Consider the following 15219-nt stretch of genomic DNA (forward strand, 5'->3'; position numbering starts at 1 on the left):
AACCAAACCATGGACATGAAGACAAAGCCCGAAGCCTATGGCGAGCTGATCGAACCGAGAACGCTGAGGATTCAGCGCCTGTTGCCGGGACCAATCGAGCGCGTCTGGGCCTATCTCACCGACAGCGATCTGCGCCGCAAATGGCTGGCGGCCGGCGCGATGGAGCTGATGGTCGGTGCGCCCTTCGAGCTCACCTGGCGCAACGACGAGCTCAACGATCCCCCGAGCAAGCGGCCGGACGGCTTTCCTGAGGAGCACCGGATGCAGAGCCAGATCACGGAGCTCGATCCGCTGCGCAAGATCTCGATTGCCTGGAGCAACAGTGGCGACGTGACTTTCGAGCTGGAGCCCAAGGGCAAGGGCGTGCTGCTCACCGTAACGCATCGCCGTCTGCCCGATCGCGCGACCATGCTCAAGGTCGGCGCCGGCTGGCACATGCATCTGGACATCCTGGTCGCGCGCGCTTCGGGCGAGGAGCCGGCGCCGTTCTGGGATGGCTGGGCTCGGCTTGAGAAGGATTACGACCGGCGTCTGCCGGCCTGACGATAGGCACCCAAGACCACAACAAACAGGAGGTTGATCATGCAGACTCATGTCGTCTCGGCGCAGCAGTGGGAAGCCGCACGCCAGCAATTGCTGGTGAAGGAGAAGGAGATGACGCGCGCGCGTGACGCGCTGGCGGCCGAGCGGCGGCGGATGCCGTGGCTCGCCGTGGAGAAGAGCTACGCGTTCGACGGGCCCAAGGGCAAAGCGAGCCTGCTGGACCTGTTCGAGGGCCGCCATCAACTGATCGTCTACCGCGCGTTTTTCGAGCCCGGGGTGTTCGGCTGGCCCGAACATGCCTGCCGCGGCTGCTCGATGGTCGCCGACCAGGTCGCCCATGTCGCCCATCTGAACGCCCGCGACACCACGCTCGCCTTCGTCTCGCGCGCACCGCAGGCCGACATCGCGCGCCTGAAGGCGCGGATGGGATGGGAGATTCCCTGGTACACGGTCACCGACAGTTTTGACGCCGACTTCGGCGTCGACGAATGGCACGGCACCAACGTGTTCTTCCGCGACGGCAGCAAGCTCTATCGTACCTATTTCATCAACAACCGTGGCGACGAGCAGATGGGAGGCACCTGGAACTACCTCGACATCACGCCGCTCGGCCGGCAGGAGGTGTGGGAGGACTCGCCGGAAGGCTATCCGCAGACGCCGACCTACAAGTGGTGGAACTGGCACGACAGCTATGTCGAGGGTGCTGCGCCCGACAAGCGATGGGTCGAGGTGTCGGACGCCGGCGAGGCGGCGTTCCGCAAGGAGCAGGCGAGCGCAAAGTCGTGAGCAAGAGAGCCGCGATCGACGCAGCGCATTGGCTTCGCCTCGCGGCCGCGCCGACCTTTGCGATCATGGCATTGCTGACGGCGGCGTTCGGCGGATCGGCGGATGCGTTGTGTTCGGCCACCGGCGCGTCGCTGCTCGGCGGAATGGTGCCAATGTATCTGCTGATGACCGCGTTTCATGCGGCGCCGTGGCTGAAGCTGATCGGCAGTCACGCCAGGACATCTCAAGTCGGCAAGAATCCGGCGTGAGATCAAGGACGGCGGTGTCCATTGAGGACGGGAGGATTGGCCTCCCGTCCTCTGTTTGCGTCAGTCCTTCCACGGATCGAATTCGCCTTCGCCGGCCATGGCGACGGCGAACGGCCGCAGCGTGTGCAGGACCCGCACCGTGCCGGCGTGCTGCGCGAGCACGTCTGGCAAACGGCGATAGGCCATCGGGCTCTCGTCGAGGTCGGCACCGATCAGGGTGACGCCACGCTCGTTCAGCCATTGGTCCATTTCGGCACGGGTGAAGCGCCGCTTCGCCTCCTTGCGTCCGAACAGGCGGCCGGCGCCGTGCACGGTCGAGTAGAGCGAAGCCTTCGCCTCGGGGCTGTCGACGCCTTCGAGGATCACGGCGTCGTCGCCCATGGAGCCGCCGACAAACCCCTTCTGGCCGGGGAAAGCCGGCGTCGCGCCCTTGCGTACCACCCACAGGTCACGCCCATCGTGGGTCTCACGCCAGGCGTAGTTGTGGTGGTTGTGCACTGATACGGTCACGCTGCCGCCGATGATCTGGCGGACGCGCTCCACCACCCACTCGCGGCCCGCATAGGCATAGCGCCCGGCGAGCTGCATCGCCGCGATGTAGCGGCGACCGAGCTCGGAATCCTCGTCGACGACGGCGGGCGGAACGTTCATGCCGTCCTTGCCGCCGGCGGCCTTGAGGTAGCGTGTCGCGGATGTATGCCCGAGACCGCGGCTTCCGAAGTGGACGCCGATCCAGACGCGGCCTTCCTCGTCACGCATCAGGTCGACATAGTGATTGCCGGACCCGACGGTGCCGAGCTGGCTTACGGCCTTCTGCCGATAGGCCTCCATGTCGCTCTCGCGCCAGGCATCGCCATCGTCGAACAGCGCATGCTCGGCACGCTCGGCGTTGGCCCGGCCGACGCCGAAGGAGATCGTCTTCGCGACGTCGCGGATGATCGTGGGCACGAGGCCTGCGATCTCCTCGAAGCGCGTGTCGAGGCGCGCGGCCATGTTGCCGCAGCCGATGTCGAAGCCGACGCCGGAGATGCTGATCTGCTTCTCATAGGCGATGACCCCGCCGACCGGCTGGGCATAGCCGAGATGGCCGTCGGCGCAGATCACGCCGGATACGACGTTGCCGACTGCCATGCAGTTGCGCATCTGCGCGACGGTCGCATCGTCGTGCCCGCCGAAGACCTTGAGCGGCGCGTTCTTGAACCGCTCCTCCTGCGGACGGAGGTTCGCGATCTCGCTCGCGGCCGCGCTGGTTTCGCGGGCCAATTGCTCCTTCCGCGCGGCATCCCGGTAGAGACACCAGGCGGGCTGGCCGCGTCCTTCGCCGACGCGGGACTCCGGATCGATGCCGGCGGCGAGGCACAGCTCGCGGGCACGTTCCTGGTGGGGATCGGGTCGTCGCATGATCTTGCTTCCTGGTTCACAGCCCGCACGGCATCGTAGCCGGTTCGCGCGGGTCATTTCAAAAAACGTCGGGGAGTTCCCGGGCGCGGTGTTCCGCGCCCGGGTCGTTGTTGCTGCGCATCAGTGCTGCGTCGTCTCCGACGCTCCGATCCAGGCGACCACGGCCTCGGAGAAGCCGTTGACCCGGGTCCAGGCGCCGTAGCCGACGCCGTACTGATACGAGGCCACGTTCACCATGGTGCCGCGCGCCTTGGGCTCGGGCACCTGGTCGTGGCTCTGCTCGTCGGTGAAGACGATGAGGCGATCGCCCTTGCGGTCGATCTCCGTCACCGCCTTGCCGAGATACGTCCCGCCATGGGGCTGCGAGTTGATGATCGCGTCCCGCAGTGCGAAGCCGCGGCGGGGAGGGACCTTCACCACCTCGTTCGAGAAGGTGAAGATCTCGACCTCGTCGCAGACCTCGCGGGCCAGGATCGCAAGACCGCATGCGGCCTCGGCGCGCGTCATCTCCGACTGCGCGGAGAGGGGCGCGAACATCGAGCCCGACACGTCGATCAAAAGCCGGGTGCGGCCGGGAAGCCGCACATGGTCCTTGACCGACTTCAGCATCGCAGCCTCGAGCTCGGGCTCGAAGTCCGGCGCATAGCGCGCCGCCGTGATGAAGCGATAGGGCAAGATCCGATCCGTCCGCATCGCCTCGATCGCGTCCGCGATCATCTTGCGGGGCACCTCCGCCTTCTGCATTAGGCGCAGGTTGCGCAGCAGTGCCATGCCGCCGAGCTTGCGCTCAGCGATCAGCCGCTCAAAGGTGTCGCGCTTGCCCTTGCCGGCGGAGAGCGAGACCTCCCAGGTGTCGGGGGAGGCGAGCTCGCCGTCGACGAGCTGCTTCCACACCTTCTCCTGCGCGGCGTCCTTCGGCTTGGCGTGGACCAGGAACAGCACGTCCCTGATCCGCACCGCGCCGTCGCGGTCGTACTTCGCGAGCTGATAGGCATCGAACTTCGTCAAGGCCCGCGCGAGGCCCTTCTTGATCTGCGCCGAGACGGGCTGACGCTTGCGCTGCTGCATCGGGCCGAGCGCATCCGCCCAGTAGATCGCAAGCAGCTCGGTCATCTCGTCGGGACGCTGGATCACCTGGGCCAGCGTGTCGGCAACGAGGGCACGATGCTTCTCGCGGCGCGCCATCTCGCGGACCACGAGCAGGGGCGCGTGCCGCAGCTTCATGACCTCGCGCGCCTCGATCGCCATCTGCGCGACGCGCTCAGGCGCAACCTTGGGCACGAGCGCCTTGATGCGGTCGGCAATCGCGACGCCGTCCTCGTAGAACTGGTCCTCCCAGAGGAGGCAGTTCATCAGCGCGCGCTTCAGCTCCATCTCGGGCGTGAAGCGCTTTGCGCGTGCGCCCTCACGCGTGAAGGCGCGTACGATCTTGTTGAGCCTGACCATGACGGCCTCCTCTGGGTTGATTGATGATACGAAATGGACGCCGGGGAACAGGCGAGGCTGGACCGCCCTTGCGGGCTTGTCGCACGCTCTCCCGCTGAGCTACGGACCTAACGTCCGGGAGGACTCGAACCTCCGTCCTTGCGATCCCGAAGTAACAGCACTCTTCACCACCGGCAAAGGACACGATCCGGGAACAGGCGATTGCTGAGATCCAGCCGGTAACACCGGCCGGAAAGCGCTCTAGTCCACTGAGCTACCGGTGCATGGTACACCGGGCGGGATTCGAACCCGCGACCTCTCGCGTTGCAGGCGAAGTAACAGCGATCTTCACCACGGATCGTGATTGCGTTGGCGGGGAACGGACGATGCTGTTGCTGCCCTTGCGGGCGATCCGCCTTGCGGCGTGCGGGACTCGAACCCGCTCGGCGCTTGCGCGCCTTTCCCACGAAGTAACAGGCATCTTTCACCACCGCCATGCCGATGCTTTGGCATTGACCTTGGCATCGACAATCGAAGGGCACGCTGGGGAACGGTTGATATCGGCTTTTTGGGATGGCGCGCAGCCACTTTGCTTCAGTGACCCGCCTTCCATCGTGCGAAGTATTCGAAATCTTCACCACCAGCGTCGGTTGAGCCGCGGATGCGGCAAACCGGATTTAAGAAATTGTTGTCGCGGCGCTGTCGACGCGCCGCCATTCGCGAACCCTTGAGAGTTCGCTCTGCCATCGGTGTCCGGCTCATCGCCTCGTTCCCTCCGGCAGGCCCCGCGCGCTTGGGCACGCGCCTCTCCAGCGCGAGCCCCGGGATCCGGGTCTCCCGTTCCGGCAATGCTGCCGGGCAATTCGGTTGCGCCGCGCGGGAAGGCAACAAAAAACCCTCCGGAGCGGCTGGCTCGGGAGGGTCCGTGAGAAGCGGACTGTCGATCTCGCGTATCAGGCGAGATCGCTCCCATGAGCCGGGCATGCGCTATCGACCGGCCGAAGGCCGTTCGACAGACGTGCAATTCTTTCGTAGCGGTGGTTCATGGCTCGGTTCATGTTCGTCACGCGCGAACGGAAGTGTTCGCGAGGGCGGGGGACATACGCCCGCGATTTGCGGATGTCAAGCACAGGTTGAAAGACGAGAAGCGCGATGCCGAACTATCTCGGCCTGGATGGATTTCGTTTTGGCTGGGTTGCGGCCTGGATCGACGATTGCGGCGATCACGGATTTGACTATTCGCCTGGCCTCACGCGCCTGCTCGCAATGCCGCACGGGCGCGCGATGATCGACATGCCGATCGGGCTGAAAGCGAGCGGCTATCGCATCTGCGATCTGCGAGCGCGTGAACTGATCGGCCCGGCGGTTTTCCTCGGCGCGCGTCGCGATCTCTGGACGTTTCCGGACATGACGGCGGCGAACCGGCACTACTGGCAGAACGGCGACAAGGGCGTGTCGAGCCAGCTCTGGAATATCAGGGAGAAGATCAGGGAGGTCGATGCCGTCATGACGCTAGAGCGTCAGAACACGATTGGAGAGGCGCATCCGGAATTGATCTTCTGGAATCTCGCGGGCGAGCGCAAGCTCGAGCCAAAGACGTCGGCCGCCGGACGCGAGCAGCGTCTCGAGCTGCTAGCTGCGCGCGGTTTCGCCAAGGTCCGGAAATGGCTGACGCTGCGCCACGGCACCGGAATTGGCCGCGACGATATCATCGACGCCTGTGCCTGTGCGGTCGCCGCGCGCGACAGCACGCAGCGCATCGGCGGCGACGAGATCGATCCGCGGGGGTTGCGGATGGAGATCAACTACTAAAGCGCGATGGCTTTAGGTTGAATCGTCATCGCGCTTTTGCTCTTTGTTTGAGCATGATCTCCGCGCAAACGCGTCCCGCGTTTGTCGCGAGGGAAAACCGCTGCACACTTTTCCGGATCATGCTCTAGGCCGGGAAAAATCGGCAGTTTCTTGAGCGCGAATAGGAACTGTGCCTGCAAAGCCGCGTTTGATACTTGCACCGCGAGGATGGTGTTGAGGGACAAACGCTATGAACGACGCCAGCCAATTGGCGACGGCAATGATCGCGCTCACATTCACGGCCGTGCTGCTGATCACGGGACAATGGTTCGTGGACTATCGGCTGCAGCGCGAGGCGAGAACTCCGCTCACCGCGATAACGACACTGCCGCCGTAGCGGCTGTCTCACTCGCCGCGAAAATAATCCGGCTTGCCTATCGTCCAGGTCTCGCCCCAGAGCTGGCCGCCGCCGCCGCCGTCGACGGTGAGCGTCTCCCCGGTGATGAACTTGCCCGACGGCGCGGCGAGATAGACGCAGGCTTCCGCGATGTCGAACGCGGAGCCGACGCGCATCATCGGATTGGAGCGCGGATAGGCGGCCCGCGCCGCGCTGGTATAGACGTTCCAGCCCTCGGTCTCGATCGCGCCCGGTGCCACGCAATTGACGCGGATGTCGAGCGGAGCCCATTCGACGGCGACGGCGCGCGACAGGCCGATCACGCCGGAGCGCGCAGCGATCGAATGCGCGATGCCATAGAGTCCGTGGGTCGTGACCACCACGATGTTGACGATCGCGCCGGGACGTTTTGCATCGCGCCAGCGCTGCGCTGCCGCCTGCATCATGTACCAGGTCCCGTTCAGATTGGTGTCGATGACGGCGTTCCAGCCCTTCACCGAGAAGTCGATCGCGGGTTGCGGAAATTGGCCGCCGGCGCTGTTGACGAGGCAGTCGACACGGCCATGTTCGCCCCACACCGCATCGAACAGCGCCTTGACCGCATCGGGATTGCGAATGTCGGCAACATGCGCAGAGGCCGTGTCGCCAAGCCGGGCAGCGAGCGCATCGAGCTTGGCCTGGTCGCGACCGACGAGGACGACATGGGCGCCGAGCCGGGCAAACAGGAGCGCAATCGCCCGTCCGATGCCGCCGGCGCCGCCCGAGACGATCGTCACCTGATCCTTCAGCGCGTCCGCAGCATAGACGGTCGGATGCGCGGCGAGCTCATCGTCGCTCAGGCCCACCTTGGCTTGGTCTTCATCCACGCGCGATCCGGCCTTGTGTCGTCCCTCAACCCCCCTAGATTAGACGCCTGCCAACAACGAAGCCAAGGTCCTGATGCCCGATCTCTCCGCCTTTCCCATCACCAAGCGCTGGCCGGCCAAGAATCCCGAACTCCTTCAACTCTATTCCCTGCCGACGCCGAACGGCGTCAAGGTCTCGATCATGCTGGAAGAGATCGGACTGCCCTACGAGGTCCATCTCGTCGATTTCGGCAAGGACGACCAGAAGACGCCAGAGTTCCTGTCGCTCAATCCGAACGGAAAGATCCCCGCGATCCTCGATCCGAACGGCCCCGGCGACCAGCCGCTGCCGCTGTTCGAGTCCGGCGCGATCCTGCAATACCTCGCGGAGAAGACCGGCAAGCTGCTGCCGCAGGATGCAGCGCGGCGCTGGCAGACGATCCAGTGGGTGCATTTCCAGATGGGCGGCATCGGGCCGATGTTCGGCCAGGTCGGCTTCTTTCACAAATTCGCGGGTAAAGATTTTGAGGACAAGCGTCCGCTGAAGCGATACGTGGACGAATCCAGGCGGCTGCTCGGCGTGCTGGAGGTGCATCTGAAGGGCCGGCAATGGGTCATGGATGACGAGTACACCATCGCCGATATCTCCATGCTCGGCTGGGTGCGCAATCTCATCGGCTTTTACGGCGCGCGCGATCTCGTCGAGTTCGATCAGTTCAAATTGGTTGCCGCCTGGCTCGAACGCGGGTTGGCGCGTCCGGCGGTGCAGCGCGGGCTGAACATTCCGAAGCGGCCAGGAGGGTAGGGGATCAGCTCAGCGCCTTGTGCGTCATATAGAGCGCCATCAGCGCGACGAGCCCGATCATGATCCGGCGCAGCACCGATTTGCTGACGCCATTGGCCATGCGCGCGCCGAGGTCGGTTCCGATCCAAAGGCCGGCAAGAATGCCGATGATGGCCGGCCAGCCCACCATGAGCCCCTTGCTCCAGTAGATCCAGGCCGCCGGAATATTGGTCGGGATCACCGAGAAGATGAGGCTGACGAGTTGCGCCTGATGTTGCGGCACGCGCAGGCCCGCGGCCAGGCCAACCGTGATCGCGAGCCCGCCGCCGATACCCATGAAGCCGGAGGAAAAGCCGGCCAGCGTGCCGATGAGGAACAGGGCGAGCCAGGGCAATTCACCGAGATTGCGGGCCTCGCTGCTTCCGTCCTTGCGTTCGCGACGCAGAACTAGTGCTGCGATCAGGGCAACGAGATAGACGACATAAGTCCATTGCAGGACCTGGTCGGACACGGCCGCGGCCGCGTAGCCACCGCCCGCGCCACCGACAAGAAATCCGATGCCGATCCAGACAATCCACTGCAGCGGGCTGCGGTTGCCGCTCTGCCAGTAGCGGCGCACACCGGCGAGGCCCGTTGGAGGCACCTGAGCAATCAGCGACGTGCCCTGGGCGACGTGTTGCTCCGCGCCGAGCAGCAATACGCAGAAGATGACGAGGCCGCCGCCCGGGCTCGTGCCCATGAAGCCCGATGTCAGCCCTCCGACGAGACCGACGCCGGCGCTTGCAAGCAGTTCAGGGATAGCGGACATCGCTCACGTCCTCGTCCGCTGCCTGGCGACCGGCTTCGTCGTGCGAAACCCGTCGATCACGCTGCCGACCGCCACCATGCAGGCCTTGACGTCGAAGTCCTGACCCCAGCACTTTTGCAGAACAAATCCCTGGAATATTGCGATCAGGATCCGGGCGATCGCGTCCGCACCGACGTCGCGCTTGAACAGGCCATCGTGCTGGGCGCGTTCGACCAGCGCGACGATGACGGCGCGCGGCATGTCGATGCCTTCGACGACGCTGGCACGGACGCGACGGTTGCGCAGGGCTTCGGCCCAGCCATGGATGCCGACGCGCCGCCGCGCATCGCCGGCGGGATCGGTGAGCCATTGCGCATAGACGTCGATCAGTGCGCGGAGTCCGTCCAACGGATCGCGCGCAGCCTGCACCACCGAATTGAGCACGGCCTCGCGACGGTGCCGGTCGTCGGCGAGTGCCTCGATCAGGTCGTCCTTGCTCTGGAAGTAGAGGTAGACCGCGCCATGGCTCAGGCCCGACCGCTTCACGATGTCGGCCATGCCGGTCTGGTGAAAGCCGTCTTCGGAGAAGCAGGCGAGCGCCGCGTCGAGAATCTGCTGGCGGCGGCTTTCGCGCTTCTGGTCGCTGATCTTGGGCATGCCAGGCGCTTCTTAAATAACTGACAATTCGATCGGTGTTGCCCCAAAGGACCAGCAAAGCAGAGACGTAGTCCTAAAAGAAAACTGATCGATCAGTCATTTTATCGAGACATGAGCCCGGCGTCAAGCCGGGTCTCCACCAATCAATGCAGCACGTCGTCTTGCAGCCAGCGGCAAAGCGCAGCCGACGTCTCGGCCGGCCGCTCCATCGGCGCCATGTGGCCCGCATTCTCGATCACAGCCAGCTTGGTGCCCGGAATGAGCGCGGCGATCTCCTCGTGCTGGGCGAGCGGGCTCCACTGGTCCTGACGGCCGACCAGCGCCAGCGTCGGGCACACGATGTCGTGAAGGAATCCGCGCGGGTCGGGCCGGTTGAGCAGAGCCTGGATCTGGCGCTCATGCTGCTCGGGCGTGGCGCGTAAGACCATCGACTTCATGCCTGAAAGCAGCGCCTGGTCGTCCTTGTGCGCGGGATCGAGCATGCCGGGCAGCCAGCGATCCGCGAGCGCGCCCATGCCGCTGTCGTAAGCAAGCCGGACGAGCTCGGCGCGCTTCTCGACCTCGCCCTCGCGTCTGACGTGGATGCCCGTGTTGAGGAGCCCGAGGCCTACGATGCGGTCCTTGCCCTGGCGCACCATTTCGAGTGCGACGCGACCGCCCATGGAGTGGCCGATGGCGATGAGTGGCCCGGCGACTTCGCTCAGCGCTTTTGCGGCCATCGCTTCGATCGACGACTCCCTGGAGAAGTCGGCGACGACGACAGGCGCGAGCTGGGCCAGACCGGCGTGCTGTCCCGCCCAGACCTGCGCGTCACAGAGCAGGCCCGGCAAAAGTGCTATCGTCGGTTTCACGTGGATCATCCCTTCAGAACAGGCGTCCGCCGTTCGGCACCGGCTTGCTCGGCTGCACCAGCACGACCTTGCCGTTGGCATCGGGGAAGCCGAGCGTCAGCACCTCCGACACGACGGGTCCGATCTGGCGCGGCGGAAAGTTCACGACCGCCGCGACCTGCTGTCCCACCAAACTGTCCAGCGGATGGTTTTCCGTGATCTGCACCGAGCACTTGCGCACGCCGATCGTGGGTCCAAAGTCGATCCACAGCCGCCACGCCGGTTTGCGCGCCTGGGGAAACGGTTGCGCATCGACGATGGTGCCGACGCGGATGTCGACGCTGAGAAACTGGTTGAAGTCGATGGTCGGCGCGGCGCCGGCCGCAGAATCATGGGTGACGTGCATGGATGTCGTCTCGCGAATTCACAGGATGTTCGGCGAATATTGTGGGACGAACCGGAGTTTCGTACAACGCCATATCCAGCCTTAGCCGCATGCGCGAGGAACGACCCTTGGAACGACCTTTGGCCACCACGATCTACGGCATCAAGAACTGTGACACCATGAAGAAAGCGCGCGCCTGGCTCGATTCACACGGCGTCGCCTACGATTTCCACGACTACAAGGCCGCGGGCGTCGAGAAGGACAAGCTCAAGCAGTGGAGCGACAAGCTCGGCTGGGAAACGCTGCTCAACCGCGCCGGCACCACCTTCAAGAAGTTGTCCGATACCGATAAGGAAGGTCTCAACGAGAAGAAGGCGCTGGCGATGATGGTAGCGCAGCCATCCATGATCAAGCGGCCGGTGCTGGAGGTCGGCGGCAAGCTGCTGGTCGGGTTCAAGCCTGACATCTACGCGAAGGAAATCGGCGCCAAGGACACCGGCAAGGCGCGCAAGAGCTAGCTCAGCGGCTAGTTCAGCTCGACGATTTCGGTCGCAAGGCCCGCAACGGTCGGTTCGGCGAATTCGATCACGTCGGCGGCGTCGATGCGGCCGGGCGAACGATGGAAGAGATCGCGCTCGATCACCGCGCGCAGCTTCGGCCGCGGCACCGCGTCATTTCCGCGCATCAGATTCTTGATCTCGAAGCCGCCGTCCTCGCAAAAGGTCTTCAGCGACGCGATGATGTGGCTGACCTTGTCGTCGGTCATGAATGGCAGCAGCAGTCGCTCATAGGCGACGACGCGCCCATAGATGTCATCGACGTCTGCGACGGTGTAAACGGGAAGCCTACGTGTCACGCACGCATGATAGATCGGCATGACCATGGGCGCGAGGCTCGCGCCGAGATACTGGTCGAGCCGGCGGCCCTTGCCGGGATGCCCGAAGGCGTTGGAGACGCGGGCGCCGTCGCTCTGAATGGTAATGCTTGGCGGGGCAGAGGATGGATCGACTGTGCAATACACGAGATCGGACAGCTCTTCCTCGAGTCGCGCCGGTTGATACTCCCAGACCGCCGGCACCTTCTGGTCGCGCGCATAAAGTCGCAGCCACGTGTTGAGGAGATCACGCTGCCTGATCGATTTGACAACCGTGGGTGTGGCGCTTTCGAAATCCAAAGCAAAATTCCCGGCGAATAAAAACGCGCGCATTATCGTTCGTGCGTGAAAATATTCTATGAAGGCTGGCGCGGGCCGGGAAAGACCGTTAACGACAGCTTGATGAGCGGCGCTTTGCGAACCGGTCAGCGGGGCAGACGCAACGTCTGACGTCTTCGACTAAGGGCGCATGCGCGCTCCGGACGGCGGTTTGCTTTGCCCAGCTTTCCACCTTGCCTAACCCCCGTCACCTCCGGCATATTCCGCCGCCATAGGCGGCGTTCCGGGACGGGCTCCAAGGCCTGCGGAAAGCCGAGAGCCAATTAACGAAAGCCGCGCGCGACCGCGGTCGTGCGGGCAGGGGGAAATTTGTTTGGCTGATGAGTTCATTCTCGAAACGGAAGGCCTGACCAAGGAGTTCGCGGGATTTTTCGCCGTCCGCGACGTTGCGCTCAAGGTCCGCCGTGGCAGCATTCACGCGTTGATCGGCCCGAACGGGGCCGGAAAGACGACCTGCTTCAATCTGTTGACCAAGTTCCTGAAACCGTCTGCCGGAAAAATCCTGTACAAGGGGCAGGACATCACCGCGACGGCGCCGGCCGACGTCGCGCGCATGGGACTGGTGCGCTCGTTCCAGATTTCGGCGGTATTCCCGCATCTCACGGCGCTCGAGAATGTCCGCGTCGCGCTCCAGCGCCAGCATGGCTCTTCGTTCGACTTCTGGCGCTCCAAGTCGGTGCTCAACCGCTTCAACGCCCGCGCGCTGGAATTGTTGAACGACGTCGGCCTGAGCGAGTTTGCCAATACGCCCGCGGTCGAAATGCCCTATGGACGCAAGCGTGCGCTCGAGATCGCGACTACGCTGGCGCTCGATCCGGAAATGATGCTGCTGGACGAGCCGATGGCCGGCATGGGGCACGAGGACATCGACAAGATCGCCGCGCTCATCAAGCGCATTTCGGCGAAGTACACGATCCTGATGGTCGAACATAATTTGAGCGTGGTGGCCAATCTCTCCGACATCATCACCGTGCTGACGCGCGGGCAGGTGCTGGCGCAAGGCAACTACGCCGACCTCTCCAAGGACGAGCGCGTCAAGGAAGCCTATCTGGGAGCCGGTCATGCCTGAGACTGCGATCGCCGAAGCGCCGGCGACAAGGGGCGGCTCGACGGGCGGCACCATCCTCGAAGTCCGCAACCTGGAAGCCTGGTACGGCGAGTCCCACATCCTTCACGGGATCAATTTCGACGTGAGGGCGGGCGAGGTCGTGACCCTGCTCGGGCGCAACGGCGCCGGCAAGACCACGACGTTGAAGTCGGTGATGGGCATCATCGGCAAGCGCACCGGTTCGGTGAAATTCAACAACCAGGACATCATCCGCACGTCCTCCGACAAGATCGCGCGGATGGGTATCGCCTTTTGTCCCGAGGAGCGCGGCATTTTCGCAAGCCTCGACGTGCGGGAGAACCTCCTCCTGCCGCCGACGGTGCGCGCAGGGGGACTGTCGCTCGACCAGATCTTCGAACTGTTCCCGAACCTGAAGGAGCGCCTTGGCAGCCAGGGCACAAAGCTCTCAGGCGGCGAGCAGCAGATGCTGGCGATCGCGCGCATTCTGCGGACCGGTGCGAGCTTCCTGATGCTGGACGAGCCGACCGAAGGACTCGCGCCCGTCATCATCCAGCAGATCGGTCACACCATCGCGCGGCTCAAGAAGGAAGGTTTCACGATCCTTCTGGTCGAGCAAAACTTCCGCTTCGCCTCGACCGTTGCGGATCGCTACTACGTCGTCGAGCACGGCAAGATCATCGACGGATTTTCCAATTCGGAACTGGCGGCCAACATGGACAAGCTGCACACCTATCTCGGTGTGTGAGCCGTACAGGCCGCCTGAAGAAAAACTACTAAAGGGATATTGGGGAAGCGGATCATGAAGCACAGTATTTCGGCCATGTTGCTTGGCACCGCCTTGGTGTTTGGCGCGGCAGGCGGCGCAGTCGCGCAGGACAAGAACATCAAGATCGGCGTGCTCACCGACAATTCAGGGCTCTATGCCGACCTCGGCGGTCCGGGCTCGACCGTCGCGGCACAGATGGCGATCGAGGATTCCGGGCTTGCGGCCAAGGGCTGGAAGCTCGATCTGATCTCCGCCGACCATCAGAACAAGCCGGACATCGGCACCACGATTGCGCGACAATGGATCGACGTCGAGAAGGTCGACATCTTCATGGACGTGTTGAACTCCGGCGTCGCGCTGGCGGTCAACAACGTCGTGAAAGAGAAAAACTCGATCATGATCAATACCGGCGCGGCGACGTCCGACCTCACCAACGCGCAGTGCTCGCCGAACACGGTTCACTGGGTCTACGATACCTACATGCTGGCCAACAGCACCGGGCAGGCGCTGGTGAAGGCCGGCGGCGACACCTGGTACTTCCTGACCGCCGACTACGCCTTCGGCCATGCGCTCGAGCGCGACACCGCCGCGGTCGTGGTAAAATCGGGCGGCAAGGTGATCGGCACTGTCAGGCATCCGCTCAACACCGCCGATTTCTCCTCGTTCCTGCTGCAGGCGCAGGCCTCGAAGGCCAAGATCATCGGCATGGCGAATGCCGGCGGCGACACCACCAACACCATCAAGCAGGCGGCGGAATTCGGCATCGTCTCGGGCGGCCAGAAGCTTGCGGGCCTGCTTCTGTTCATCACCGACGTGCATGCGCTCGGCCTGAAGGTGGCGCAGGGGCTGAACTTCACCGAGACCTTCTACTGGGACATGAACGACGGCACCCGCGCGTTCTCCAAGCGCTTCTCCGGGCGCATGAAGAACAAGGCGATGCCCTCGATGGTGCAGGCCGGCGTCTATTCGGGCCTCATGCACTATTTCAAGACGCTGGAGGCAATGGGCGGCAATCCGCATGACGGCGCCAAAGTCGTGGCCAAGATGAAGGAGATGCCGACAGACGACGCGCTGTTCGGTCAGGGCACGATCCGTGCCGACGGCCGCAAGCTGCATCCCGCCTACCTCTTCGAGGTCAAGAAGCCCGAGGAATCCAAGGGGCCCTGGGACTATTACAAGCTGATCGGCACGACCCCGGGCGACCAGGCCTTCCGGCCGCTGTCGGAGAGTGCTTGTCCGCTGGTGAAGAAGTAAGACCAGCCGCGCCAACAGGCGCGGCCTGGTAAAATGGC

The 15219-nt window shown here is 64.0% G+C and carries 18 protein-coding genes; 10 read left to right on the plus strand and 8 right to left on the minus strand.

The window, feature by feature from the left end; translation table 11 throughout:
- Positions 1 to 9: 9 nt before the first annotated feature.
- The 3 genes from JQ632_RS07005 to JQ632_RS07015 are packed head-to-tail and all read left to right on the plus strand — an operon-like array spanning position 10 to position 1577.
- A complete protein-coding gene (locus tag JQ632_RS07005; RefSeq protein ID WP_212401554.1) occupies positions 10 to 543 on the plus strand; it encodes an SRPBCC family protein in 534 nt (177 codons plus the stop codon).
- 39 nt (positions 544 to 582) lie between these two features.
- Positions 583 to 1329 carry a thioredoxin family protein gene (locus JQ632_RS07010; RefSeq protein WP_212401555.1) on the plus strand — a complete coding sequence of 249 codons (747 nt, stop codon included), beginning with the start codon at positions 583 to 585 and terminating at the stop codon, positions 1327 to 1329.
- Positions 1263 to 1577, plus strand: coding sequence for a hypothetical protein (locus JQ632_RS07015; protein ID WP_409363470.1), 315 nt, complete (start codon positions 1263 to 1265; stop codon positions 1575 to 1577). Before JQ632_RS07010 ends, JQ632_RS07015 begins: the two co-directional genes overlap by 67 nt.
- 60 nt (positions 1578 to 1637) lie before the next feature.
- Here JQ632_RS07015 and JQ632_RS07020 read toward each other — a convergent pair whose 3' ends face one another.
- Both JQ632_RS07020 and JQ632_RS07025 read right to left on the minus strand, forming a co-directional pair.
- A complete protein-coding gene (locus JQ632_RS07020; RefSeq protein ID WP_212401557.1) occupies positions 1638 to 2978 on the minus strand; it encodes an RtcB family protein in 1341 nt (446 codons plus the stop codon).
- A gap of 120 nt (positions 2979 to 3098) precedes the next feature.
- Positions 3099 to 4424 (minus strand): TROVE domain-containing protein, encoded by a 1326-nt coding sequence (locus tag JQ632_RS07025; protein ID WP_212401558.1) that lies wholly within the window; start codon positions 4422 to 4424, stop codon positions 3099 to 3101.
- 1131 nt (positions 4425 to 5555) lie between these two features.
- Between JQ632_RS07025 and JQ632_RS07030 the strand changes: the two genes are divergently transcribed.
- On the plus strand, positions 5556 to 6215 hold the full coding sequence (locus tag JQ632_RS07030; RefSeq protein ID WP_212401559.1) for a DUF429 domain-containing protein: 660 nt from the start codon (positions 5556 to 5558) through the stop codon (positions 6213 to 6215).
- A 229-nt stretch (positions 6216 to 6444) separates the two neighbouring features.
- Positions 6445 to 6591, plus strand: coding sequence for a hypothetical protein (locus JQ632_RS07035; RefSeq protein ID WP_212401560.1), 147 nt, complete (start codon positions 6445 to 6447; stop codon positions 6589 to 6591).
- 8 nt (positions 6592 to 6599) lie between these two features.
- On the opposite strand, the gene JQ632_RS07040 is transcribed toward JQ632_RS07035, so the two are convergent.
- The gene (locus JQ632_RS07040) at positions 6600 to 7457 is read right to left on the minus strand and encodes an SDR family oxidoreductase (protein WP_212401561.1); all 858 of its coding nucleotides are present in this window, start codon (positions 7455 to 7457) and stop codon (positions 6600 to 6602) included.
- Positions 7458 to 7530: 73 nt separating this feature from the next.
- On the opposite strand from JQ632_RS07040, the gene JQ632_RS07045 reads away from it, so the two are divergent.
- Positions 7531 to 8241: a glutathione S-transferase family protein gene (locus JQ632_RS07045; RefSeq protein WP_212401562.1), complete on the plus strand. Its 711-nt coding sequence runs from the start codon at positions 7531 to 7533 to the stop codon at positions 8239 to 8241.
- 4 nt (positions 8242 to 8245) lie between these two features.
- Here the strand turns inward: JQ632_RS07045 and JQ632_RS07050 are convergent, their stop codons facing one another.
- The 4 genes from JQ632_RS07050 to JQ632_RS07065 form a co-directional block, all read right to left on the minus strand.
- Entirely contained in the window at positions 8246 to 9028 is a 783-nt protein-coding gene (locus tag JQ632_RS07050; protein ID WP_212401563.1) for a sulfite exporter TauE/SafE family protein, read from the minus strand.
- 3 nt (positions 9029 to 9031) lie between these two features.
- On the minus strand, positions 9032 to 9664 hold the full coding sequence (locus JQ632_RS07055) for a TetR/AcrR family transcriptional regulator (RefSeq protein ID WP_212401564.1): 633 nt from the start codon (positions 9662 to 9664) through the stop codon (positions 9032 to 9034).
- A 143-nt stretch (positions 9665 to 9807) separates the two neighbouring features.
- On the minus strand, positions 9808 to 10515 hold the full coding sequence (locus tag JQ632_RS07060; protein WP_212401565.1) for an alpha/beta fold hydrolase: 708 nt from the start codon (positions 10513 to 10515) through the stop codon (positions 9808 to 9810).
- A 13-nt stretch (positions 10516 to 10528) separates the two neighbouring features.
- Positions 10529 to 10900, minus strand: a complete 372-nt coding sequence (locus JQ632_RS07065; RefSeq protein WP_212401566.1) for a tRNA-binding protein — start codon at positions 10898 to 10900, stop codon at positions 10529 to 10531.
- Between the two features lie 119 nt (positions 10901 to 11019).
- Between JQ632_RS07065 and JQ632_RS07070 the strand changes: the two genes are divergently transcribed.
- Entirely contained in the window at positions 11020 to 11397 is a 378-nt protein-coding gene (locus JQ632_RS07070; protein WP_212401693.1) for an ArsC family reductase, read from the plus strand.
- Positions 11398 to 11405: 8 nt separating this feature from the next.
- On the opposite strand, the gene JQ632_RS07075 is transcribed toward JQ632_RS07070, so the two are convergent.
- Positions 11406 to 12086: a PAS domain-containing protein gene (locus JQ632_RS07075; protein WP_212401567.1), complete on the minus strand. Its 681-nt coding sequence runs from the start codon at positions 12084 to 12086 to the stop codon at positions 11406 to 11408.
- Between the two features lie 319 nt (positions 12087 to 12405).
- Here JQ632_RS07075 and JQ632_RS07080 point away from each other — a divergent pair, with 319 nt between their 5' ends.
- The 3 genes from JQ632_RS07080 to JQ632_RS07090 are packed head-to-tail and all read left to right on the plus strand — an operon-like array spanning position 12406 to position 15181.
- A complete protein-coding gene (locus JQ632_RS07080) occupies positions 12406 to 13161 on the plus strand; it encodes an ABC transporter ATP-binding protein (RefSeq protein WP_212401568.1) in 756 nt (251 codons plus the stop codon).
- On the plus strand, positions 13154 to 13906 hold the full coding sequence (locus JQ632_RS07085; RefSeq protein ID WP_212401569.1) for an ABC transporter ATP-binding protein: 753 nt from the start codon (positions 13154 to 13156) through the stop codon (positions 13904 to 13906). The genes JQ632_RS07080 and JQ632_RS07085 overlap by 8 nt, the downstream gene beginning before the upstream one ends.
- A gap of 54 nt (positions 13907 to 13960) precedes the next feature.
- A complete protein-coding gene (locus JQ632_RS07090) occupies positions 13961 to 15181 on the plus strand; it encodes an ABC transporter substrate-binding protein (protein ID WP_212401570.1) in 1221 nt (406 codons plus the stop codon).
- Positions 15182 to 15219: the final 38 nt, after the last annotated feature.

Source organism: Bradyrhizobium liaoningense, assembly GCF_018130955.1.
Classification (GTDB): Bacteria; Pseudomonadota; Alphaproteobacteria; order Rhizobiales; family Xanthobacteraceae; genus Bradyrhizobium; species Bradyrhizobium liaoningense_C.